Annotated in this window: 24 protein-coding genes and 1 riboswitch; of the genes, 18 read left to right on the forward strand and 6 right to left on the reverse strand. The window is 44.7% G+C overall.

Annotation, left to right across the window (positions count from 1 at the left end):
• Positions 1-19 precede the first annotated feature (19 nt).
• Positions 20-1,387, reverse strand: a complete 1,368-nt coding sequence (locus ACOJUR_RS02260; protein ID WP_420950488.1) for an FAD-binding oxidoreductase — start codon at positions 1,385-1,387, stop codon at positions 20-22.
• A gap of 61 nt (positions 1,388-1,448) precedes the next feature.
• On the opposite strand from ACOJUR_RS02260, the gene ACOJUR_RS02265 reads away from it, so the two are divergent.
• From ACOJUR_RS02265 to ACOJUR_RS02325, 13 genes are all read left to right on the forward strand, one after another.
• Positions 1,449-2,729 (forward strand): MFS transporter, encoded by a 1,281-nt coding sequence (locus ACOJUR_RS02265; protein ID WP_420949139.1) that lies wholly within the window; start codon positions 1,449-1,451, stop codon positions 2,727-2,729.
• 198 nt (positions 2,730-2,927) lie between these two features.
• Positions 2,928-3,842 (forward strand): acetamidase/formamidase family protein, encoded by a 915-nt coding sequence (locus ACOJUR_RS02270; RefSeq protein ID WP_072874036.1) that lies wholly within the window; start codon positions 2,928-2,930, stop codon positions 3,840-3,842.
• A 12-nt stretch (positions 3,843-3,854) separates the two neighbouring features.
• The gene (locus ACOJUR_RS02275) at positions 3,855-5,243 is read left to right on the forward strand and encodes an APC family permease (RefSeq protein WP_420949140.1); all 1,389 of its coding nucleotides are present in this window, start codon (positions 3,855-3,857) and stop codon (positions 5,241-5,243) included.
• Between the two features lie 158 nt (positions 5,244-5,401).
• Positions 5,402-6,061, forward strand: a complete 660-nt coding sequence (locus tag ACOJUR_RS02280; protein WP_255567420.1) for a GntR family transcriptional regulator — start codon at positions 5,402-5,404, stop codon at positions 6,059-6,061.
• Positions 6,062-6,097: 36 nt separating this feature from the next.
• Positions 6,098-7,663, forward strand: coding sequence for an ABC transporter substrate-binding protein (locus ACOJUR_RS02285; RefSeq protein ID WP_420949141.1), 1,566 nt, complete (start codon positions 6,098-6,100; stop codon positions 7,661-7,663).
• Between the two features lie 76 nt (positions 7,664-7,739).
• Positions 7,740-8,693, forward strand: a complete 954-nt coding sequence (locus tag ACOJUR_RS02290) for an ABC transporter permease (RefSeq protein ID WP_072874032.1) — start codon at positions 7,740-7,742, stop codon at positions 8,691-8,693.
• 2 nt (positions 8,694-8,695) lie between these two features.
• Positions 8,696-9,586: an ABC transporter permease gene (locus tag ACOJUR_RS02295; protein ID WP_083574187.1), complete on the forward strand. Its 891-nt coding sequence runs from the start codon at positions 8,696-8,698 to the stop codon at positions 9,584-9,586.
• A 30-nt stretch (positions 9,587-9,616) separates the two neighbouring features.
• A complete protein-coding gene (locus tag ACOJUR_RS02300; protein WP_420949142.1) occupies positions 9,617-11,224 on the forward strand; it encodes a gamma-glutamyltransferase family protein in 1,608 nt (535 codons plus the stop codon).
• The gene (locus tag ACOJUR_RS02305; RefSeq protein ID WP_420949143.1) at positions 11,218-11,823 is read left to right on the forward strand and encodes a chromate transporter; all 606 of its coding nucleotides are present in this window, start codon (positions 11,218-11,220) and stop codon (positions 11,821-11,823) included. The genes ACOJUR_RS02300 and ACOJUR_RS02305 overlap by 7 nt, the downstream gene beginning before the upstream one ends.
• Positions 11,820-12,368 (forward strand): chromate transporter, encoded by a 549-nt coding sequence (locus tag ACOJUR_RS02310; RefSeq protein WP_420949144.1) that lies wholly within the window; start codon positions 11,820-11,822, stop codon positions 12,366-12,368. The genes ACOJUR_RS02305 and ACOJUR_RS02310 overlap by 4 nt, the downstream gene beginning before the upstream one ends.
• Positions 12,369-12,490: 122 nt before the next feature.
• Positions 12,491-14,521, forward strand: coding sequence for a S53 family peptidase (locus ACOJUR_RS02315; protein WP_420949145.1), 2,031 nt, complete (start codon positions 12,491-12,493; stop codon positions 14,519-14,521).
• Between the two features lie 237 nt (positions 14,522-14,758).
• A complete protein-coding gene (locus ACOJUR_RS02320) occupies positions 14,759-15,184 on the forward strand; it encodes a hypothetical protein (protein ID WP_072874027.1) in 426 nt (141 codons plus the stop codon).
• Between the two features lie 3 nt (positions 15,185-15,187).
• Positions 15,188-15,346 carry a hypothetical protein gene (locus ACOJUR_RS02325; RefSeq protein WP_420949146.1) on the forward strand — a complete coding sequence of 53 codons (159 nt, stop codon included), beginning with the start codon at positions 15,188-15,190 and terminating at the stop codon, positions 15,344-15,346.
• A 3-nt stretch (positions 15,347-15,349) separates the two neighbouring features.
• On the opposite strand, the gene ACOJUR_RS02330 is transcribed toward ACOJUR_RS02325, so the two are convergent.
• From ACOJUR_RS02330 to ACOJUR_RS02345, 4 genes are all read right to left on the reverse strand, one after another.
• Complete coding sequence (locus ACOJUR_RS02330; protein WP_203114937.1) at positions 15,350-16,105, reverse strand: Crp/Fnr family transcriptional regulator; 756 nt, start codon at positions 16,103-16,105, stop codon at positions 15,350-15,352.
• Between the two features lie 64 nt (positions 16,106-16,169).
• Positions 16,170-16,838 carry a tRNA (guanosine(46)-N7)-methyltransferase TrmB gene (trmB, locus tag ACOJUR_RS02335; protein WP_420949147.1) on the reverse strand — a complete coding sequence of 223 codons (669 nt, stop codon included), beginning with the start codon at positions 16,836-16,838 and terminating at the stop codon, positions 16,170-16,172.
• Positions 16,839-16,883: 45 nt separating this feature from the next.
• Positions 16,884-17,585, reverse strand: a complete 702-nt coding sequence (locus tag ACOJUR_RS02340) for a M48 family metallopeptidase (protein ID WP_420950489.1) — start codon at positions 17,583-17,585, stop codon at positions 16,884-16,886.
• A gap of 170 nt (positions 17,586-17,755) precedes the next feature.
• Positions 17,756-19,225, reverse strand: a complete 1,470-nt coding sequence (locus ACOJUR_RS02345; RefSeq protein WP_072874023.1) for a purine-cytosine permease family protein — start codon at positions 19,223-19,225, stop codon at positions 17,756-17,758.
• A 182-nt stretch (positions 19,226-19,407) separates the two neighbouring features.
• Positions 19,408-19,509: riboswitch (purine riboswitch) on the reverse strand.
• Between the two features lie 241 nt (positions 19,510-19,750).
• Here ACOJUR_RS02345 and ACOJUR_RS02350 point away from each other — a divergent pair.
• On the forward strand, positions 19,751-20,533 hold the full coding sequence (locus ACOJUR_RS02350; RefSeq protein ID WP_420949148.1) for an isocitrate lyase/phosphoenolpyruvate mutase family protein: 783 nt from the start codon (positions 19,751-19,753) through the stop codon (positions 20,531-20,533).
• A 226-nt stretch (positions 20,534-20,759) separates the two neighbouring features.
• On the forward strand, positions 20,760-21,224 hold the full coding sequence (locus ACOJUR_RS02355; RefSeq protein WP_420949149.1) for a phage tail protein: 465 nt from the start codon (positions 20,760-20,762) through the stop codon (positions 21,222-21,224).
• Positions 21,225-21,492: 268 nt separating this feature from the next.
• Here ACOJUR_RS02355 and ACOJUR_RS02360 read toward each other — a convergent pair whose 3' ends face one another.
• Complete coding sequence (locus tag ACOJUR_RS02360; RefSeq protein ID WP_420949150.1) at positions 21,493-21,948, reverse strand: hypothetical protein; 456 nt, start codon at positions 21,946-21,948, stop codon at positions 21,493-21,495.
• A gap of 370 nt (positions 21,949-22,318) precedes the next feature.
• Here ACOJUR_RS02360 and ACOJUR_RS02365 point away from each other — a divergent pair, with 370 nt between their 5' ends.
• The 3 genes from ACOJUR_RS02365 (at position 22,319) to ACOJUR_RS02375 (ending at position 24,149) form a co-directional block, all read left to right on the forward strand.
• Positions 22,319-22,687, forward strand: coding sequence for a VOC family protein (locus ACOJUR_RS02365; protein WP_420949151.1), 369 nt, complete (start codon positions 22,319-22,321; stop codon positions 22,685-22,687).
• A gap of 183 nt (positions 22,688-22,870) precedes the next feature.
• Entirely contained in the window at positions 22,871-23,413 is a 543-nt protein-coding gene (locus tag ACOJUR_RS02370) for a GNAT family N-acetyltransferase (RefSeq protein WP_420949152.1), read from the forward strand.
• A 190-nt stretch (positions 23,414-23,603) separates the two neighbouring features.
• The gene (locus ACOJUR_RS02375) at positions 23,604-24,149 is read left to right on the forward strand and encodes a GNAT family N-acetyltransferase (protein WP_420949153.1); all 546 of its coding nucleotides are present in this window, start codon (positions 23,604-23,606) and stop codon (positions 24,147-24,149) included.
• The last annotated feature ends 80 nt before the right edge of the window (positions 24,150-24,229 follow it).

Genomic DNA, 24,229 nt, shown 5'->3' on the forward strand with positions numbered 1-24,229 from the left:
TCTTAAGTTAATGGGAGTGTCAATCGTCGACTAATTTACCGGGATTGAGGATGTCCAGAGGATCCAGTAAACGTTTTATTTCTCGCATCACTTCTAATGCAGTTCCGTGCTCTGCTTTTTGATAAGCGCGTTTGCCTAAACCGACGCCATGTTCTCCTGTACAAGTACCGCCTACAGACAATGCAAAATCTACCAAATGATGGGAAAGTTCTTGGGCGTGTTGTAAATCTTCTTGATCGTTAGGATTAACCATGAGGCTGACATGGAAATTACCATCTCCGACATGACCTAATATACCGCCGCGTATCTGTAATCGCCGTATCCACTCTTCCGCAAGCGATATGGCTTCAGGCAGTTTAGAAATGGGAACACAGACATCTGTGCTCATGTGTGACAAGCCAGGATAGCTACGCATTAAGGCGTAAGCGGCGTTGTGACGGGCCGTCCAAAGTTTTCGCCGTTCTTCCTCTGTCCGCACAGCTGTAAATTTCAGGCAACCTTCTTCAAGGGCTATCGTTTCAGCGAGCTTAACATCCGCTAGGATACTGGAGGATGTTCCAGAAAACTCCAAAAATAGGGTAGGTGTTTCAGTGTACGCAGTGCCAAGTTGTCGATTGATAATTTCAAGATACTGTTGACTTACCAGTTCACAACGCGCCAATAAGACACCCGTACCTATGAGGCTACAGACTGTTTTGACAGCCGACTGAACACTAGAAAATTCCGCTGCTGCTGCCATGTTTTGCTCAGGAATTCCGTAAATTCTGAGCCAAATTTTGCTGAATATCCCAAGTGTACCTTCAGAACCTACAAAAAGTTCGGTCAGGTGATAACCCGAACTCGATTTGGCTGCCAGTGAGTTGGTATGAATGATTTGCCCATTTGCTAGTACCACTTCAAGTGCTTGTACGTTGTTTTTCATGCCGCCGTAACGGACAGTGGTAGTACCACTGGCGTTTGTGGCAGCCATACCACCTATTGTTGCGTCTGCACCGGGATCGACCGGAAAAAAGAGGCCAAACGGACGCAGGTAATCATTGAGGGCTTGGCGGGTGACACCAGGCTCTACGCAAACCAAAAAATCGTCTGGCCGGACTTCTAAGATGCGATTCATACGTGTCAAGTCCAGTGAAATCCCGCCTTTTATAGGTATGACATGTCCTTCCAAACTGGAACCAGCGCCAAATGCCACGATGGGGATGGAGTATTGACGCGCAAATTCCATCGTGTGGCAGATGTCTGAAAGTGATTCAGCAAACACTACTGCGTCTGGCAGATGGGGTGAATGATAAGATTCATCTTGCGCATGCGTACTGCGCACACTTTCGTTGAAGCTGACTTTGTTACGACCTAATTGATTTTGCAGCCATACCCAATCTATATTCATGGTTTCACTCACGCCTTTCTATCGAAAGAACATTCTTTTTTGAATTGACGATATAATTGCAGTGGGAGTCAGAATATTATTTGTATTTTATCGAGAGGTGATGATGATGTCGACTGCTTCGCAAGCAACAGCGCCAGCGGAAAAGCAGGGGCTTGCCATGAAAGCGCTTATTTCCATTGCGCTGGTCTGGGCGTTTGACGCTATGGACTTTTCTATTCTTACTTTCGTTTTAATTGATATTATGAAAGACTATCATGTTCCGCTGACACTTGCTGCAGCGGTTTCTTCCGCAACAACATTTGCTAGGCTTGGCGGGGGATTTTTAGGTGGGCTTTTAGGCGACGCCAGAGGTCGCAAAGTAAGCCTGCTCATCTCCATTGTCTGGTTTAGTGTTTTTGAGTTTCTTACGGGTTTTTCAATTGGCTTTACGCTGCTCTTTATTGTGCGTATTCTTTACGGCCTTGGCATGGGTTCCATGTATGCTAGCGGTACCCCGATGCTCATGGAATTGATGCCTGCCAAGTGGAGAGGATTAGCATCTGGATTGATGCAATCTGGCTTCTCATTTGGCTATATTTTTGCCGCCATTCTATATCGAGTCTGGTATAGCAGTCTTGGTTGGCACAAGTTATTCTTTATTGCCTGTATTCCGGCTTTGCTCGTAGCTCTTTACATATGGCGGGCTTTGCCTGAATCAGCCCGTTGGCAAGAAACGCAGAAAAAAACTGGCAAACGTGTTCCAGTATCAGCTCTCTTTGGCAAGGGGCGTACATGGAACACTTTGCATGCCGCCATCATTGCCATTATCGCTTTTAGTGTGACATATCCAATTAACGTGTTTTATGCCACTTTACTCAAAGAAAAAGGTCATTTTTCACCTGCTGTAATTGCAAATACTATTATTATTCTGAACGTGGCGGGTATTCTTGGCAATTTGATTGGTGGATGGGTATCTGACAAAGTAGGCCGGCGTTGGACACTCGTGGTCTCTGCTCTTGGAACGATTGCCAGTTCATTTGTCTTTTTGCACATCTCCAACCAGGCCGATCGTGATATTTTTACTTTCTTAATAGGATTTTTCTCTATTGGTGGAGTTTGGTCAGTGATTCCTACTTATCTGGCCGAACATTTTCCAACGAGTGTACGTTCAACAGGGCAAGGAACCACCTACCATTTTGGAGCGGCGCTTGGCGGAGCCGTTGTACCTCTGATTGTCTCGGCTGTCGCGCCATCCGTTGGCGGACTGGCGTCATCTATGACCTATTCAGTGGCGATTGCCTCTATCTTGGTATTGATTTTTGCCTTCCTATGGCGTGAATCAAAAGGGGAAACACTCGAATAGAAGAGGGTTCTGATTGCAAACCTGCTCTTCACAAGGAGAAGTGCAGGTTTTTTCTTTCGGCACCATTCAAAACGTTGAAACCTCGTAGTACAATTCATTTAGCCTGAATCCTCTAAATATTTTAAGAGAATATCAGGGGAAGTGCATATCTGTAGAGGCTTGAGAGTATTTTTCGAGAGACAAAGGAGGCTACATTCGGTGTACAGAGTTTCAAAAGAACATGTCATTTATCAAATGTCAGCCAAACATCCCCCAGTCCTTCGCGTACCTGATGGAAGTCGTGTTGTCTTTGAAACCTGTGATTGTTTTGAAGATCAAATTCAAAGCGAAGATATGGACTTTGGGACATTGGACTGGGAACGCATCAACCCAGCAAGCGGTCCAGTTTATGTAGAAGGAGCAGAACCGGGAGATTTGTTGTTGGTGAATATTGAACATATTCATCTTGCTCGTCAGGGTGTGATGACGACAGGTCCTGGACTAGGTGTTTTAGGGGATGAATTGCAGGAAAATGTCATCCGTGTCGTACCAATTGAAAACCAGCGGGTGATATTTTCTGAAGATATTTCCATATCTGTTTCTCCTATGATTGGCGTGATTGGCACAGCTCCTCCCGAAGATCAATCGATTGCATGTGGTACGCCTGGTTTTCACGGTGGCAATATGGATTGCAAACGCATAACGAGAGGGGCCACACTTGTATTGCCGGTCAATGTACCAGGAGCGTTGCTTGCCATGGGAGACTTGCATGCATGTATGGGTGATGGAGAGGTAGCAGTTTGTGGTGTGGAAATTGCTGGGGAAGTAACGGTCAGTCTGCATATCCTGAAAAATCGTTCCTGGCCAGCGCCCATGCTTTTTCATGAGGACAGTGTGATGACGATTGCTTCGGCACTTACATTAGATGAAGCGGCAATTATGGCAACCAAGCAAATGGTTGACTGGTTACAACAGGAATGTGGTTTATCAAGGAGTGAATCTATTTTCCTGCTTTCCGCCGGATCGGACGTAAGAATATGTCAGATTGTCGATCCGTTGAAAACCGTACGAGTTGAACTGCCCAAAAAACACTTGGCAGCTTATTCTCCATTCATACCGAAGTTTTCAGCATAGGAAATGTTCAAGATGTCGCAACCCTTGCATAAAAATGGCCTATCCTTATTAGAAACCATGGCCATATCAGTCGCCATTATGGCTCCTACAGCAGCCATGGCTCTAAACGGTTCTCTTGCAGCCAGTATTGCCGGGGTTAGTGTACCGCTGACCTTTCTTCTGGCTATGGTGACCATTGGACTTGTCGCTTTTGCTTTTGTACAGTTTAATCGACATTTCTCAAGTAGTGGTTCAGTTTATGCTTTTACAACCGCGTCGTTAGGCCCGCGGGCAGGTTTTTTATCTGGATGGGCTCTGCTTCTTACGTATCTTGCTTTTACAGGAGCATCGGGTGCAGAGGTAGGAGCTTTCCTCCAGAGTTTCCTGGGGATTCTTAACATGCATATCAGTTGGGTGCCACTAGCCGTTGTAGCTACTTTGCTCATTTGGCTGTTGGCATTTCTTGAAGTGCGTATTTCGGCGCGTGTCATGCTGGTGTTTGAAGGAATTTCGATGCTGCTGATTCTCATTTTAACGGTTGTGATTCTTGGACGGGGTGGTGCTGCAGGGCATCTCAGCGCCTTACCTTTCACACTTGGTGGGAATCGCTTTTCAGCCATTGGTTTAGCATCTGTTTTCGCCTTTCTTTCTTTTGCAGGCTTTGAGGGAGCATCAAGTTTGGGCGAGGAGACAGCCAATGCCAAGCGGGCCATTCCTATGGCCATTGCTTCCGCAGTCTTTGTTACAGGTATCTTTTATGTATTAGTCAGCTACGCGCAATCTCTAGGATTCGGATTAACTGCGGCTGGTGTCAAAACATTTGCTAATTCTTCAGCTCCGCTTGGTTATCTGGCTCAACATTACATGAGCAGTGGTTTTGCGGCAGCAATCATGTTTGGCGCGGCCATGTCAGCCTTCTCAAGTGGATTGGGAACTGCTACAACCGGCTCGCGATTGCTCTATTCTATGGGGCGGGATGGTTTTTTAAACAGTAAGTTAGGAGACGTGCATAAACGGTTTCGTTCCCCTTATGTAGCGTTGGCCGTAGTCATGGTGATAGCTCTTTTGGAGATGCTGGCTCTTGCCAAGCAAACAGGAACAAACGTCTTTGGTTACTATGGAACACTTGGTGTTTTGTCACTTTTGCTTGCTTATTTGGCTACCAATATAGGTGCTATATTTTACTTCACGCGAAAGCGGATTTGGCGATCCGGTATCTTGGTGGTTCCTGCTCTTGCTGTGTTGGCACTCGCTTACACGCTCTATTCCAACCTGTACCCGGTTCCAGCAGATCCCTACAATTGGTTCCCTTATATTGTTCTCGCTTGGCTTTTGTTAGGCGTCATTGTGATTTGGGTAAGCCCGCAAATGGTCAAAACCATCGCACGTCGTTTGGCGGAAGAAAGTGACATTTCTCTCTAAAACTTTTTACGGAATTCTTAAATCTTTTAGAATAATTGATTGACAGGACAGAATATTCAAAACTATACTCCATTTAGATGTTGTATAGTCGACGGTCGACCGTCGACTATACAACGGACTCTGAACGTAGAAAAGGGTGATGTATTCTGTCCGATCCAATCGTACAGCGTGCTGATGTACTTTCTGCACAAGTCTACCGCTATTTAAAACAAGAGATTCTCAGTGGGAGACTGGCGCCAGGCGAAAAATTGGTTGAATCGCGTTTGGCCAAAGAATTTAGTACGAGCCGAACACCGATTCGCGAGGCGTTACGCATGCTGGTGGTCGAACAATTGGTCAAAGAAGGAGAGGGAAGTTTACGCGTTTTTGAACCCTCGTACGCAGATTTCTATGAAATCTATGAACTGCGCCTGTCTATGGAACCGTATGCTGCTAAATTAGCTGCTGCTCGTTGGGATGAAGATATTGCTTTGCGTATCACAGACAATTTGCAGCAAACCTCAGCGGTATTGGAAGGTCAGAGACGGATCGACATTATTCAATTAAACTCTGAATTTCACCAGTGTATTTGGGAAGCGTGTCGTAATACTAGAATTCAGCGCATGCTGGAAAATGTCTCGACATTGATTCAGTACTACTGTTTGCTGGTGCTGCGCATCAATCAATTACAAACGAATCTATTTGCGGAACACACAGCTATTTGGCAGGCTATTGCTAGTGGTGACGGAGAGTTGGCGTATCAGCGCATGCAGGACCATGTAGAAAAAGATCTGCGCATTCTCGATGTAGCTCGCCAAGAAGGGCGTATGCAAAGATAAGCGTAAATAGGGATGTAGATGAGGGGGATTCCCGTAATGAGAAAAGTCAAACATGCAGCTAAAATTTTCGGAATTATTGCAACAGCGGGATTATTGACCGCCTGTGGCAGTCAGAGTTCAGGAAGCAATGCTTCTAGCAATTCAAGTACCACTCCTGCGGCTAACACATCTGCTTCTACAAGTACACTCTATGTTGGACTCTCGGCAGACCCACCTAAACTTGATCCTGCTCTTTCCAGCGCACTGGTTGATCGTCAAGTCATGATGAATATTTATGACACGTTGTTTAGATTAACTTCCACAAAATCGATTGTCCCGGATTTGGTAAAAAATTATACTGTCAGCAACAACGGATTGACGTATACTTTTTACCTTCACCAGCATGTCACGTTTCAAGATGGTACACCGTTCAACGCTGCGGCTGTCAAATTCAATTTGGAGCGCGATATGAGCAAGCTCTCTCCGCGGCGCAGTTCGCTTTTGGATATAGCAAGTATTGATACACCCAGCAACGATACGGTAGTACTCCACTTAAAGAAACCTTTTAGTCCGCTCTTGGCCATACTCGCCGGTCGCGCAGGGATGATGGTGTCACCCACTGCTGTTCAAAAAGAGGGCGCCAATTTTGTGAACGATCCGGTCGGCACGGGACCATTTATGTTTAAAGATCGTATCAAAGGCGACCATATCACGTTAATCCGAAATCCGCACTACTGGAATGGTGAACCCAAACTGAAGAAAATTGTCTTTAAAATTTTTACCGATCCCAATGTGGAGTTAGCCAATTTGGAAAGTGGCGCGGTGCAAATCATTGATACGGTTCCACCTCAACAGTTAAGTTCCCTATCCAGTAATCCTGCCTATGTAGTATCGAATACACCAGGACTTGGGTATCAAGGTTTCTATTTAAATTGTTTGACGCCTCCTTTTAACAATGTTGATCTTCGAGAGGCTGTTAATTTGGCCATCAATCGTCAGACGCTGGTCAACGCTATGTTGAAAGGGTCGGCTGTTCCTGGATACAGCCCATTCTCACCTGCCTCTCCAGTTTACTCCGTAAGTGAGGATACACCGCCGACGCCTAATGCCACAGAAATTCATGCACTGCTTGTCAAAGGCGGCAAACCGAATGGATTTAGCTTTACTATGCAGACAGCTAACGATCCGGTTGATCAGCAAATTGCGACCATTATCCAAAGTATGCTTGGTCAGTATGGTATCAAGATGAACATTGAACAATTAGAGTTTGGTACCTTACTAGGCAATGCTGACAATCATAATTTCCAAGGTTCAATGCTAGGCTGGTCAGGCCGACTAGATCCGGATCAAGACATTTATAGTTTCCTTATCACCAACGGATCGCTCAATAATTCTGGGTACTCCAATCCACAGGTTGACGCGTTGCTGAATGAAGCGCGACAGGTTTCCAGCATGTCTGAACGTAAGGCGCTCTATAAACAAGTCATGAATATTGTTCATCAGGATGCTCCTTATGTGTACCTCTACCATCAAAACAATATTTTTGCCTATACCAACAAGTTGCATGGATTTAAAGCGTATGCGGATGGAGTTTTGCGCTTACAAAATGTTTACCTGTCCTAAAAAGAGCCATGCGCGCGGGGGCAGATTTCTATAGGGTTATTACATTTGTGCCAACGGCAGCGAGAGGTGAGTTCGTATGGCTTATATAGTCAGGCGCGTATTGACTGCAATACCTGTACTTTGGATTGTCTCTATAATCGTGTTTTTACTCATTCATCTTATTCCTGGCAATCCTGCTCAAGTTATTCTTGGGCAGGATGCCACTCCTACTGCCATTGCTGCTCTGACAGCACAGTTAGGTCTCAATAAACCGTTACCCATTCAATATATTCAATGGCTTGGGCAAGTACTGCAAGGCAATCTGGGAAAGTCTTTGCTAGATGGGGAATCTGTCAATCATCTCATCATGCAACGTTTACCTGTGACTGTTGAACTGGCGGTATGCACCATTCTGGTGGCACTGTTGATTGCTTTTCCGATGGGGATTTTGGCTGCTGTTTTTCGTGGCAAGTGGTTAGATGTAACCGCACTGTTCAGTGCTACGGTAGGTATTGCTGTGCCTCCTTTTTGGATTGGTATCTTGTTTTTGCTGTTATTTACGGTGCGTGTGCACTGGTTTCCATCTTCAGGATATGTACCAATTTGGCAGAATCCATTGCAAAATTTACAGAGTATGGTTTTACCTGCAGTTGCCACAGGCATTCGTGAAGCGGCTGTGCTCATGCGCATGTTACGCGGTGCGCTCCTGGATGTCTTGGACATGGATTTTATTCGAACAGCACGGGCTAAAGGAATGTCAGGTTATGGTGTCATCATTCATCATGCTTTAAAGAACGCTCTTATTCCTGTCATTACTACAGGCGGTTTACAAATTGCTGGTTTACTTGGCGGGTTGGTTATTACGGAGACCATTTTCTCTCTCCCTGGTTTTGGAAGTTTGCTTGTGCAAAGTGTCTTTAGTCGCGACTACACAACTGTGCAAGGAACCGCCTTGATAGCAGCAGTTGCTGTGGTGTTGGTGAACTTGGTTGTAGATGTGCTTTACAGCGTGGTTGATCCACGCATTCAACTGGGAGGGAGGTCAGCGTAGAGATGGCTCAAGTTGAAATCACCCACTCAGAGCTTCATAGTGAGACACGCCTGCTGCGAAAAAATCGTTGGCGACATTTGCGCAAGAATGTTTCATTGTGGACGGGTGCTATATTAGTGGCCATGGTGATCATCATCGCAATTTTTGCTCCCTGGCTTACTCCTTTCTCGCCTATACAATTGAATTATTCAGCGATTCTTCAAGCACCGAATGCTACCCACTGGTTTGGCACAGATGAACTCGGAAGAGATGTTTTAACCCGGGTATTTTTTGGGGCTCGAACTTCTATGGAAGTTTCTATTGGTTCTGTGGTCATTTCACTTGTAATAGGAATTCCGGTAGGCCTTTTGAGTGGATTTTATCGAGGTATTGTTGATGAATGGTTGGTCATGCGTGTGGTGGATGCTATTCAAGCTTTTCCATTTTTAATTCTTTCTTTGGTTTTGGCAGCCATGTTAGGACCGGGTATTCGTAATGCGACATTCGCTATTGCAGTTGGATATATTCCTGTTTTTGTTCGAACAGTGCGTGGTCAGGTTTTGCTCGAGATGGAGAAAGAATATATCCAATCGGCGCGCGCACTGGGGGCGAGAGATTGGCGAATTATGTTGCGTCATGTTTTCCCCAATATTACAACGCCGTTGATTATTCAAGCTACATTGGCGGTTGCCTCGGGAATCGTGGCAGAAGCGAGCCTTTCCTATCTTGGCCTGGGAGCACAGCCACCTACTCCAAGTTGGGGCTCCATGTTACACACAGCGCAAGGCTATCTGACGGAAGCGCCTTGGTTAGCAATTGTACCAGGTATTGCTATTGCTGTAGCAGTCCTCGGTTTTAATCTGCTCGGAGACGGATTGCAAATCTGGCTTGATCCGCGAAAGCGTAGAAGTTGAAGGTTGCTATTATGAAGGGAGATTGCCATTATGCTCAATTTTGACCCGCTCTATCATCCCTATCCCTCACGTCGTATGACCGTTTATGGAAGACGCGGTATGGTGGCAACTTCCCACCCGCTTGCTGCCCAGGCTGGATTAGCCGTACTTCAGGCAGGAGGGAACGCTATGGATGCGGCGGTAGCTACTGCAGCAGCACTGACTGTTGTAGAACCCACCTCTAACGGAATTGGCAGTGATGCCTTTGCCCTTATCTGGCATCAGGGAAAACTTCATGGATTAAATTCCTCTGGTCCTTCTGCCAACGCATTGAACATCAAAAAAGTTAACTCCATGGGATATCAAGAAATGCCCGTCTATGGCTGGTTACCCGTTACCGTCCCTGGTGCACCAGCGGCCTGGGCAGCTGTTTCTAAAAAATTTGGTCGTCTGCCTTTCTCCAAAGTACTTGCACCGGCCATTGAACTGGCTGAACAAGGGCATCCCGTTGCTCCAATAGCAGGTAAGTATTGGAATAGAGCTTATCAAGCTTATCAAAAAAAACTGCAGGGAAACTTGTTTGAAGAATGGTTTCATACATTTGCGCCCCATGGACGACCACCGCAACCTGGTGAAATCTGGAGGTCTCCTGGTCATGCACGCACTTTAATAGAGATTGCAGAAACACAAGCAGAATCCTTTTATCGCGGTCGAATTGCTGAACAAATTGTACAGCATGCTGCTGCGACAGGAGGGTTTTTGAGTATTGAAGATTTGGGAAGCTATTCTCCGGAATGGGTCGATCCGATTTCCATTCGCTATCGTGGTTATGATGTCTGGGAAATTCCACCCAACGGGCAAGGCATTGTGGCTCTTATGGCCTTAGGAATGCTGGCTGAAGATGAATTAGCCGGTCGAGAAAATGATTGGGTTCTCCATTTGTCCATAGAAGCTATTAAGAAAGCTTTTCAAATTGCCAAAGAAGAAGTGACGGATGCCCGATGGATGCGAACAACTAAGGAAGACCTGTTGTCTAGTGAAAAACTGCGCGCCTGTCGGCAGCAAATTGGAACAGAAGCCAAACAGCCTGGAATACAACCAGACGCTGGTGGAACCGTTTATCTAGCCACTGCAGATGGCGAAGGGAACATGGTTTCCTTTATCCAAAGTAATTATATGGGTTTTGGATCAGGTGTGGTGGTGCCTGGAACAGGCATTTCTCTGCAAAATCGCGGCCATACTTTTTCGCTCAACGAACAACATATCAACGCACTGGCTCCTGGTAAGCGCACGTATCACACGATTATACCAGGTTTTTTGAGCAAAGATGGCGAAGCAATGGGGCCGTTTGGTGTGATGGGCGGTTTTATGCAACCGCAAGGTCACCTGCAGGTCTTACAGAATGTACTTGACTTCCAATTAAATCCTCAGGCTGCGCTTGATGCGCCTCGCTGGCAATGGGTAGAAGGAAATCGAGTTCAAATTGAACGCAACATTCCTGCACATGTGGCAGAAGCGCTCAGTCAGCGTGGGCATGAACTGCAAATTATGAACGATGGTGGCAGCTTTGGCCGAGGGCAAATCATTTGGAGAAGAGCAGACGGAGTCTTAGCTGGTGCGACTGAACCACGTACAGACGGATGTGTGGCTGCATGGTAGAAAAAAAGGGGAATTTACGTGAATTGATGACAGCCATGTTGCGAGTGGGGATTGTTGGTTATGGTGGCGGTCCTGCCACCATGACGCTTTTTCGCTACGAGGCGGTAACACGTTATCAGTGGTTGGATGACTCTGAATTCGCAGAAATTCTGGCCTTGGCTAATACGTTGCCGGGACCCATGGCTACTAAGATGGCTGCCTATTTTGGATTTCGAATCGGTGGGTGGCTGGGAGCTTTACTGGGCGTTCTGGCACATATTTTACCTTCCACATTGTTGGTTGTGCTCTTCTTTGGAATGATTAATCACTATCGCTCTTACCATGCAGTGCGTCTGATGATTGCGGCGGTCAATCCGGTAATATCCGTTTTGCTCGGTATGCTTGCCTACGATTTTACTCGCAAATCGATACAATCGCTGCGCTGGCCTGCTGCATTTTTAGGTGTTCTAGCTGCTTTAGGTTGCCTGCTATGGTTACGCATACCTGATGCGGTGGTTGTCTTGGCTTTTCTCGCATTTGGTGCTCTGATTGGACAAACGGGCAAACTGTCTCGATGGATGGATAAAAGCGGATCGGCCAAAGGGGGAAAAGACGTTTGACAGGAGCGTTATTGATAGGTTTTTTCATCGCGAATTTGCTGGGCTACGGCGGGGGGCCCTCATCTATTCCGCTGATGGAAGCGCAAATAGTGAATCACTATCATTGGATGAGTGCTGGAGATTTTGCAAATGTGCTCGCTGTTGCCAATGCACTTCCTGGTCCGGTAGCGACTAAAATAGCTGCTGCTGTGGGCTACAGCAAAGGAGGAGCTGTGGGTGCATTGGCAGCACTTTTGGCAACCATTGTGCCATCCGCGATAGCTTTAATCGTTATGCTAAGGCTTGTGGATAAGTTTCGTCAATCGGCTGTGGTGAAAGGAATGACACGTTGGATTTTACCGGTGATCACGGTACTTATGGGTATTCTTACCTGGAAGGTATTAGAAACCGGTGCGCGTACTCTTGGCTGGGTACAAGATTTACTGATTGCCGCTGTGTCGTTGTTCTTTATCCGTTTTCTCAAGGTACATCCAGCTTTTGTGATTGTAGGAGCATTTTTATATGGAGGTTTTTTATTGCCACATTTCTCGCATGTTCTTTCTTAAATATGTATTAAAATTCATTATTAAGTCGATAAATTTAGACAAAAAATTCTATTGCGTCTATATCAAATATTCAGTAGACTTGATTTCGAGATTTCGATTTCAGCCTGTAGGGGGAACATTGAATGGGGAAAAAAAAGTACGCTGGTGCATTGCTGGCCACGCTAGCCACATCGATGATTGGCTTGCAGGGTATGTCTGCACCACCGCAACAGACGGTAACCTTACAACAGGGCATAGGTCCAGCCGTGGTACCGCATGCCACCGTGTTCGGCAATACTCCAGCGAATACTCCAGTCACCGTATCCATTATTTTAAAGACCCAAAATACCGCAGCGTTGCAACAGTTTATTCAGAATAGTACAACTCCGGGTAATCCCCAGTTCCACCAGTTTATGAGTACCGCTCAGTTTGCTCAACAATTTGGGCAACCTCAGTCCGTTATTCAAGCTATAGTAAACTATTTTCAATCATTTGGCATTACCGCCTATGTTTATCCTAATAATCTTGATATTACATTAAACGGAACAGCAGGTGAGTTTGACCAAGCATTCAGCGTCAATTTAGAGAATATGGGACTCCAAGGGCAAAACTTTCACGGTGTTCCCGGTCCTCCGAAAGTACCCGCCAATGTGGGTTCACCTATTTTAGCCGTACTTGGGTTGACCAACTATAGCCCTTTTGTATCCAATGCTGTACGCGTACCACAGTCTGTTTTAAGTAAACTTCCCAACCGTGGTTCTTCTTCTAATACACCACCTACGGGTGTTGTGACACCACAACAGATGGAGAAACTATACAATATTACGCCGTTGCAGTCGCAAGGAGATGAGGGTCAGGGCGAGACCATAGGTATTGTCACCTTGGCCAGTGTTTATCCGGATGATCCATACAAGTTCTGGCAGGGGTATGGCATTTCCGTCAAACCTAATCGCATAAATTATATCAATGTTGATGGTGGTTCAGGCGCTCCTTCAGAAGCTGCTGGATCGAGCGAAACGGCATTAGACATTGAACAGTCAGGTGCTATTGCTCCACAAGCCAATATTGATGTCTATGAAGCGCCGAATACGGATTATGGATTTGTAGATGCATTTTTCAATGCGATTTCGAGCAACCAAGTCGACTCTCTGTCTGCTAGCTGGGGTGAGAGCGAAACCATTATTAACTATTTGATTCAGCAAGGCGAAGAATCTCCAGGCTATGCTCAGTCTTTCAATGAAGCGTTTATGGAAGCGGCTGCACAAGGTATCAGCACGTTTATTGCAGCCGGAGATCAAGGTGCCTATGATGCCATTAACGACACAGGTTATGGGACGACAACCAATCTGGCAGTGGATAATCCGGCAGACAGTCCATATGTGACGGCTGCTGGTGGAACTACATTGCCTTGGTCTGATATTCCTAACAACTTTGGCAGTTCTCTAGGCATACCTGACTCGGTGGTCACTACACAGCGGGCTTGGGGCTGGGATTATCTCTGGCCATACTACAGCATCTTTGGAGCTAGCAGTGAAGCGAGCTTTGCGCCCAACTTCATTGCTGGCGGCGGTGGAGGATATAGCGTTATCTTCTCCCAACCTTGGTATCAAAACGGCGTGCCAGGAGTATCACAGTATCATGCAGTACCTTATTTAACTCCTATTGATCAAGATACTTCATGGAGCTTTAATCCGAATCCATCTGTCATTTCTGGACGTTCTAATGGTGGGCGGGCTATGCCGGATATTGCCATGAATGCCGATCCGTTCACAGGCTATAACATTTACAGTACCACATTTGGCGCTGGTCAGGAGTGGGGAAGTGGCTGGGGTGGAACCAGCTTTGTGGCTCCACAGTTAAACGGCATCGCTTCTCTCATTGATGCGAAAGTGGGCGGACGAGTAGGATTTTGGAATCCGCAAGTCTATCAATTTGCTCAACAGCCAAATTCTCCATTCACTCCCATGAATGCGACAGGTACGAGCAATGACAATCTTTACTACACGGGGACGGCGGGGACTGTATGGAATCCGGCAACAGGTCTTGGTTACCCGAATGTAGCAGATTTGGCGCAGTCGTTTGCTGCGGAATCTGAAGGGCCAGCTGCAACTGGACCGGCAGCACCAACGCCTCCTCCGGGACCTGGTGCTCCAAATGGCCCAGCGGGTCCATAAGCATAAGTCCTAAAAGGGTTCTATCACTTACTCAAGGGACTTACTCAAGGGATTTTCTGAAAGACAAAAAGTTAGCAAGTTTGCCCTTTTCGCCAATGATTTTGCGAGAAGGGCTTTTTTCATTCATTTTCTATAAAAAAATTCCTTTCATTTTAATGGTAAACATCTTGGCTGCTGCTGTGCCGTAACTTATGCTGATGACATAAGGTAAGGCGAATAGCTGGGATGGTGGAGAGTATGAAAAGTGGGAGTGGGGGGCAAGGGACAGCCGCAATCGAAGCGCTTTATCGTGGATTAGGACTATTAACAGCAGCTTTTTTGCTTACAGAACAATTGAAAATATCTGGGGTCTTTTTGTCTTCAGGCGCCTTTTCTCTGTCTTTATCTGGACCTGTTACAGGGTATCAAATGTTTGGTGTAACAGAAGAAGCTAATCAATGGATGTATGGCATGAATGTCATTACAGCTTTTTTACTGATTTTAGATGAATTGCAGGTCATCGGCACTTATATAACGTCCGGGAGATTTTCAGTGGTTGTCAGTGGTCCATTGTTCGGAGGAATTCGCATGGGTGTTTATTTGCCTGAGACTCAAGAATTTTTTCATGATTATCAGGATATTTTGCTGAAGTATTATCTGAATCAAAACGGTGGGAGACGTTAAAATATGAAATCATCTGGCGGTAACGGATTTCTTCCCCGCAAAGGTGTAATATTTGCTATTGGCGTACTTGTGGGAGGATTCACCTTCTTTTTTACAAAACCCGTCAATAACGAAATAAATGAAGGCCATTCATCAGAAAAGAGAGCAACTATCGCTAAGTAGAATTCATTCTAGTCTGTCGTTCTCTTTATCGTCTGTGAACATTAACTGTGCCATATCCGTGTGCCAAAGCCGTCCTTTAGCGATGAGCATAGATTGGCTCACGAGACGTTCCAACTCCTCTTGGTTCTGGATGATCACAGTCCTGCCATCCAATTTAATCCAACCTAGACGAACGAATTCTGTCAGCGTGCGAGAAACAGATTCACGGTTTAAGCCAATCATTTCTGCCATTCGTTGTTGTGAGGTTCGCCAAGCAATATGCGTACTTCCGTCCGCAGAATTTTTAACGCCAAAATTCTTTTCCATGTCCAGCAAAAGATTGGCAATTCGCAAACGGGCATCCAAGAAGGCAAAGTAACTCAGTTTACGATCGGCCTGTTGTAAACGTTCGGCAAGCATTCGGGCAATTCGCAAAAGTATCTCTGGATAAGCGTGCACAATCGTTAAAAAACTTTCGCGGCTGATTCGCCATAAAAAGCAAGGCTCCAGTGCGCGTACAGATGCTGTGCGATGGTGGTCAGGGTGTACGAGTTCCAATTCACCAACCACTTCTCCTGCAAATTGGTGGCCTAAAACCAAACGCCGTTGCTCATGTTCAACGTATATTTCGAGTGATCCACTTTCCAATACGTAGAGATGATGGCCTTCATCACCTTGAAGAAAAAGGATTTCTTGTTTGTCGATTTGCATAGGAAACAGATGAGTTGCAAAAAACCCCTCATCTAAATTAGGTATATTTTGAAATAGAGCAGTTTTCATAAACGATAACATACACATATCCTTTCTTTGTTTAAAATCCTTAAATCCCAGATAATTCATAAACTCATAAAGTTTTGGGAGGGAGCGCCAATAAATAATGAATGGTCAAACCTTCCTGACGAAAGCGTGTCTCAAAGTCAGTCTGTATATATTTCCCACTATAAGAGCATGTTTCTGTGGACAATCCATTTTCACCCACATGGTGTTCTATCTCGCAAACGGTCCAGCCAACCTTTTGAAACTGTTGAATCGACCATGCAAAAAATGGACCATTATCCGTCTTCTGTTCCAGAGCACCATCCTTATTCAGCCAACGTTCATAAAGTTGGATAAAACGCGGATGTGTCAATCGGCGTTTCTCATGTCTGCGGTGTGGCCAGGGATCAGAGAAATTCAAATAAATTCGCGTTAGTCGGTGTCTTGGAAGATGTTCCATTAAAGTAGATATATCAGCTGACAGTGTACGTATATTTTTAAGTCCCGCTTCACGGGCTCGGGTTGCGGTGAATGCGGTGAGATACGGTTCAATGTCAACACCTAAAAAATGAATATCTGGGAATTGACTGGCGAGTTGGCAAAGAAAAGCGCCACGGCCGCATCCAACTTCCATACAAACCTGCTTCTCAGGTAACCAAAAATCAGTATCGTTCAACAAAGACTCTGCCGAGTTCCATAAATAATTTCCTGCCCTCTGCTGATATAGGGGTAAGCGGTATTGACGGCGTATACGCACGTTGCCAAAGCTCCTTTTCCTCAATCGTTCAATAATCAGAAAATGTCATGATTTCACTATCAATTGCACATCAAGACTACGACCATGATGATTTAACCATTGGATACATTCCTGATAGTGAGGCAGATGGGATTTTACAATTCTCCAAAAAGCGTCCGAATGATTCATTTCCAATAAATGCGCCAGTTCATGAACCAGGACATAATCAATGACATCTAGAGGAGCAAGAAAGATTCTCCAATTGAGATTGATATTTCCTTGACTAGAACAGCTACCCCATCTTGTTTTCTGCTCTTTCACCCGAATCTGCGTAGACTTAACATTCATTCGAGACTCCCAAATCTCAGCACGCATTGTTGACCATGAACTTCCTTTTTTGCGAAGCCATTGAATCAGCAATTGGCGGGCGCTTTCCGCTAATTCTTCAGGCTGTGTATGTTCAGGGATGAAAAATGTCAGATGGTCATCTTTATCTACCTTGAGTCGGAGCGGATCGTCCTGATGGCTCGGTTGTACTATAAATTTATAATTTTTACCACAAACTTGGATTTGTTCACCGCTTTGCAGTCGATAATAAGTCCGATCTCGTTCAGAAAGCAGATGAGAGCGGGTTTTCTGAATCCAATTGGCTTGTTTACGGATAACTTCTTCCACAACCGATTGAGATACAGACGGGTGAGAAATTGCGAGTAATTGACCATCTGTATGGAATCGCAAGGTGATACGTTTGGCATTGGATTTGATCATCCACAAGCAAGAAATCTCCAATTCATGTAATTTGATGTTGATTTGACGATGAATAAATATCACGCTCTCTGCTCGATAATAGAGAAAGGATGCCCAGTTGTGTGGACATCCTTGTCAGTATAACAAAGTTTCAACCTGCTTGTATGGGTATATTTTGATGAGAAAGTCGTTTAAGCGGCTGATTTCAAGAGATTTGCTTGCTTACGTATTTTACGGGAAGCGAGTAAATAGTAAACCATACCTGTCACAATCGGAGCTGCGTAAGCGCTCAAGTCTGCTCCACCAAACAGTTGATTGCTGAGTGGGCTGACATAAAGTTGGCTGTTGACGCAGAGAATCGTCGCAACAATACCAATGATAAACGAGACAATGGCCTCCCAGTGAATTCCTCCCTGATACCAATAGTCGGAATGCGGTTGATTGGAAGCGAGTCCGTTTTCGGAGTAACGTCCGCGAATCAAGAAATGATGGAGCAGGAAGATGGTTGCCCAGGGACCAATGACGATAATGTTGAGTGACAAGAAATTGGAAAAGAAATTCATGAATTGTGGCGAGATGAACAGTGGATAGATGGCAATCAATGTACAAAGTGCGCCATCTAACAAAACTGCGCCGTATCTTTTCATAGGAACTCCGAGAGAAAGAAAACTCATACCAGAGCTGTAGGCGTTTAAGTAATTAGCGGCAATATCGCCAAGCACGACAACAATGAGAAAGGGAATAGCTGCCCAAGCGGGAACAGCATGAGCAATCGCTCCTACAGGGTTGCTGGCAAAAGCTTGAGGATTGACAAAAGTACCTAATAAAATGCCGACCCCCATCATAATTAGTGAAGCAATACCGCCGCCCCAAAACGTGGCAGAAACAATTTTACCAGCCGAGGTTTGGGCGGGAAGATAGCGTGAATAGTCGGCAGCGAAATTGACCCATCCATAGAAAGTACTGATAAGACCAATCGAGAGAGCCATCAGAAATGTGGGCCATGAGCCATGTGCAGCCATATCTTTAACGGGAACACTGAATCCCCAGTGTACTTTAGGTAAAATGGCAAAAATAAGAATGATGGTGCATGCGGCAAGGATATATGAAAGAATGCGTTGCATGGTAATCACTGTAGCATGACCGAGCACGGGCACGGAGTAAGTGAGAATCAAGGTTAGTATCAGGGCAACAATTGTTGGACCAATACCGCTGGAGGGAAGTCCAATGTATCCAGCGAGACTTAACATTGCATAAACCGTCAAAACCATGGTTACAGCTTCCCAGCCCACAGCAGAAAGCCAGCTGAAAAGGGCAGGAACTTTATTGCCAAGAACACCAAACGATGCTTTGGAGAGCGTTAAGGTCACTGTACCACCTTTTGGGCCAGCGCAAGAAGCGTAACCTAGTAAAGCAAATGATATAGAACAAATGATGGCAGCCAGAAAACTTTCCCAGACATTTAAACCAAGACTGGTAAACAATTGACCAATGGTTACGCCCGTATAAGTCAATACGGCTGCAAACCAGACAAAGAACAGTTCGCGAGGCTTTCCATGCCGTTGACTCGCAGGAACAATTTCAGTACCGAGCGTTTCAACTCGAAACGCTGTGTCTTCCGCCGCTTGTCTATGGACGAGCGTGGTTGTCTGCTGACTCACAGTTCTTCCCCCCAGAATTTTATGCAAAGATGGAATGATGGCATAAAAGCATAGCCCGCCTTTTCTCCCAACCAGTCTTGTCTGACTGCGGAGAAAAAGCGGGCTAAAACTAAGAAAAACAAACAGACAGGCTGATTTCTATAGAAATAGGAATGAAAAACCTGTCTGTACTGTTTTTAGTAGATGTCGTCCACTTTCCCCGTAGTCAAGCAATTTATGGTTGCTTGGTAGAAACCGCCAGACCTTATTACTAGCGTTATACGAGGCTTGCAGAACAAATTCTATAGGGAAAATGACGGACGGTCAACATGTTTTGTAGACTTAATTCGACTTCATAGGACATACTTTGCGAGATATTCATGGCTTTTTCACATCTGTGCAATTTTCTGTTGGGTTAGTGGCGTTCACTTAACAAAAAAAGCTCATTGAAGAGAAAAAAACAGAAGCGACCCATCCCAAGCCCAAAACTTTGAGATGTTGAAACTGAACGCAGGGATTTTTGTCATCGGAGAGGGGGACATGCGCGTGGCATGGCTGGTGGAAGAACAACCAAGTCAGGCGGAACTGGCGAAGCAGTTTTTGATGCGTATTCAACAATCGAACATTCTTAAAATACCAGGAGCCCACGATGGGTTAACAGCGCGCCTGGCCAAGCGTGCAGGTTTTGAAGCGTTGTACTTGTCTGGCGCAGCTTACACTGCTAGCCGTAGCTTGCCGGACCTGGGGCTGGTCTACTCCAATGAAGTGGCCGAACGCGCGGCTGATCTCGTCCGTGCTTCAGGTCTTCCGGTACTGGTGGATATCGATACGGGCTACGGCGGAGTTCTGAATGTCGCCCGAACAGCCAAGGAAATGGTAGAAGCTCGTGTGGCCGCGATCCAAATTGAAGATCAGTTGATGCCAAAGAAATGTGGACATTTGAATGGCAAGAAGCTTGTCGAAGCTTCAGAGATGGTCGAAAAAATTCGAATGTTGAAGAGGGTAGCGCCGGGTCTGGTGGTAGTGGCGAGATCCGACGCCAAAAGTGTGGAAGGTCTAGATGCCTTGATTCATCGCGTTAATCTGTATATTGAGGCTGGTGCGGATGCAGTGTTTCCCGAGGCCTTGACGAGCGTGCGCGTGGCTGCGAAAGCTATTGAGCGGGTATTTGAGGCCATTTTCCAGGAAGGTACGCAGAAGTCGTTCCTCTCCTCGATGCAATCGCGAGAGGAACTGTACGAAACCATTGGCTATTTTGATTACGAGGAACTCGATGAGCAAATCGCCAAAACGATTTTAGACCCTTCAATGTTGTCAGACAACGAGTAATATCTCCAACTCGAAAATCTGTAAAAAAACGGGATCGTCCAAAAGTTAACCCTCATCTCGAACCAACTGGTATTGGAAATGAACAAGGACCGCGGGGCGCAAAGTGGGGATGGACGAATCCTTGTGGAAAACATGAAAGATTGGTAGAACAATATCATCAATTGAAGTCTTAAGTGATATCTTCATATGCAAGCTGTGGTAAAGTTAAATAAAAGGAGCCATGGAAATGTCCTATGTTGTTGATTTTGAAAATGTGTCTACAGTTGGTTTAGAGTCTTCACCTGTCGCAGAAGCACTTGCAGGGTTACGTGCTCATGAAGCTCGTTATTTTATGAATAAATACAATTATAAATTTACAGTTGTACCAGTTCATGAAAGTCAGGATACTCTTGATTATATAAATCGAATTTTGAAAGAAGAACGCGATCTTGAGTTTGCGGCCAAACCTATAGAAACATCGCATTTTCAAGTAGAAAATATCAGATGGTCTTATGTCTTTTATGAAGATGGTCTTGAGGTTAATGTTATGTATACGGTGGATGATCCGAAGAAGCGAGCGGTTGGTCTTAAGCTTTCTGACGGGATGGAAGTACCGAAGGAGTTGGAAGGAAAGTTTAAGTTTGCCAGACAGAAGTCTAAATTGGCTGGGACTATTCGTGGAACATTTTTTATTATTAAAGGGGAATATTAGAGCAATTTAGAATGCAAAATTTTATGTCATTCAATTCCTAATGTAAATTCAAACAATGCGATTGCCATTGAAGTGAACTTCCCTAACACCAAGTATATCGAAGCTAGAAATACAAAGAATTTAGTATTGACGAATTATTCCGTTTAGCGAGAAAAGGCAATCTTACAATGCCGCTCAAAAAGCAGGTCTCAACATTACCTATATCTCCATGGCGATTGCACCGAATGACAAATGGATTAGCATTGGAAATGTCACATCGAATGAACTCTCAATTTTTTGGTGCTTTATCAATTGTGTTATTAATTGCCTTTTGAAATTCAGAAATGCTAATGTGATTTGGAGGTTCTAAACTTATACTTTTGAAATTTCTATAGAAATAAGAGAGAAACATTTCGCCCTTTGTATAAGGCGGATTATTTATAGCAATTAATAAATCTTCTGATAAAGTGGATGAACCTTTAATCCCCATATATCGGAGTCCAGGAACTGTTTGAGTGATTATTCCTACACCTTGATTCCCAATAGATAAACGAAAATTTTTGTTATTAAAATTAGATTTGTAAACTAACATTATTTCTCCATAACCTTCAAAAAAATTACTAATTGTATTTCCTCTCCAGAATCTAATTTCTTTATATTGAATTATATTGATATATGCTAAAGCAATGAAAAATACAGTCATAATGATGATGTATACAGGACTTTTCACTGGTAATTTTTTCACAACAATTCACACCACCCTTTTGGCGCTCACTTTAAGTTGTACGATGAAAGTTATTAAAATCATAACGACAAAGAACGTCGTTAGTCGTGTTGAATATTTGTTAAAACTAATCGTCACTGCTAATTAATTTAACATAGCTTGGCCGCGGCTAAAAAATACCTTGTCCAAGACAGGGAGAGAGCTACTTGAGAGGGTGCAAGCTCTGGTAGATTTTTCGGCTGTGCTCGGTATGGATTGCCTTCTCGTTGGCTGTTGAGCCTGAGCGGGCTTTACGTAACTGAATCTGATTCTTTAGCCGTATACTGATGCGGTTCACCGCTTTTCTCATGGGACAAACAAGCAGTAAAGTGCAGAAACGAGGAGAGCTTGTATGGACGGTATTTTAGGAGTCGACGAGGTGCTCTTCTTTGTTCCTGATGTTCAAGTAGCTAAACGGTGGTATGGTGAGTTGCTTGGAGTCGAGCCGTATTTTGACCACGAAGGGTATTGTGCTTTTCGATTGGCGAATGTAACTGTCGGTTTACATCCAAGCGATGAAAAAAACTCTTCGGGTGTAGCTGGACAAGTTACATACTGGCGTGTATCAGATATACTGAAGACCATTGCTCATTTTGAATCTCATGGATGTAGTAAGTTCCGTGGTCCAACCTTTGGAGTAGATCAGGTTTGGGTATGTCAGGTCAAAGACCCGTTTGAAAATGTGTGGGGGCTAGTACAACGTTCAGAACGTCCAGAATGACTATAACTGCTCTGCGATATTGGGGAAGGACTGAACAGAATTCCTGACACTGTTCTTGCATGAAAATTCGTTTGTGTTGGGCACTCCGTAGTGTCGCTAACGGACAGGATCATCCAATAGTGTGTCAATTTAAAATAAGTCTATGAGTACTGTATTTTTGAATATCAGATTGGCGGTGATTCAATGTTCAAGTATCAAGTCGATGAACACATTTATCTAGCGATCACGGAGATGCGGCATGCAGAGGCATTGCACAGTGTCATTGTCGAAAACCGTGACCACATTGGACAATTCTTAATGTTTGCAAGAATCCAAACTCTGGAGGATACGAAGTCATTTGTACAAGCCTCGTTAAGTAATTTTGCCGCTGGAACCGAAATTCCTACATGCATTTGGTACGACAATCAGTTGATTGGTTCTATAGGGTTACGTATTTCACAGGCAAACCGATCTGCTTCAATTAAATATTGGATTTCAAAGGAATACGAAGGCAAAGGCGTTATGACGAAGTGTTGTAAAGCCATGATTAATTATGCATTTCGAGAACTGAAGCTGAATCGAATCGAAATTCGTGCAATCAAAGAAAACGTAAGGAGCCGTGCCATACCTGAGCGGCTGGGATTTAAGCATGAAGGAACGTTCCGTCAAGATGTTAAGTTAAACGACGAACTGGCTGATTCCAGTGTTTATGGCTTATTAGCGGAAGAATGGAATTCTGGAAGCTAGGTTGACATAGGTTCATTGGCTATTGGGTTATCGGGGCGAGAACTGAAGAAAAACGGTCGTCCCCTGGTGCATCAATATACAATGCGGGAGCAGTCGCTGATTTTCAGGTAATGGGCAGATAAGTGACGGAATAATGGGACGTTTCAAATGTGTTGTAGTATGATATTGGAAATAGATTGGAGGGATGATAGTGTTTTCAGTTCGGGTAGATGATCAGACCACTATTGATTTGCTTCAGCAACATCATAAAGAAGAGTTGTTTGCTTTAATCGATGCTAACCGTGACCATCTTCGCCGATGGCTTCTATGGGTCGACAAGAGACACTCTCCAGAGGATTTTGAGCCTATCATCCCTCTTTGGATCAGAAATTATGCTGATAACAACGGCTTCGACGCAGGTATTCGGTATAACGACGAATTGGTCGGGATGATTGGTCTTCATTATATTGACTGGAAGAACAAGATAACGAGTATTGGGTACTTCGTAGCTGAAGAGCATCAAGGGAAAGGCATCGTTACAAGTTGTGTACGGACGATTCTCCATCATGTTTTCAATCAATTACATCTAAACAAAGTAATAATCCAGTGTGCATCTGAAAATACAAGAAGCAAAGCTATTCCACTTCGATTAGGGTTTCAAGAAGAAGGCATTTCTCGGGATGGGCAGTGGCTCTATGATCATTATGTAGACCTCGTAACGTACAGTTTGTTAAGTAGAGAATGGAATGCTCGTTAAGGATTGTTGTGTTGGTTTTTTTTGAACGCACCGTTATTTTGCAATAACAGAAGAAAGTGTGCATGAACATTCAAATCGTC

Source organism: Alicyclobacillus tolerans (assembly GCF_048984885.1).
Lineage (GTDB): Bacteria > Bacillota > Bacilli > Alicyclobacillales > Alicyclobacillaceae > Alicyclobacillus_I > Alicyclobacillus_I tolerans.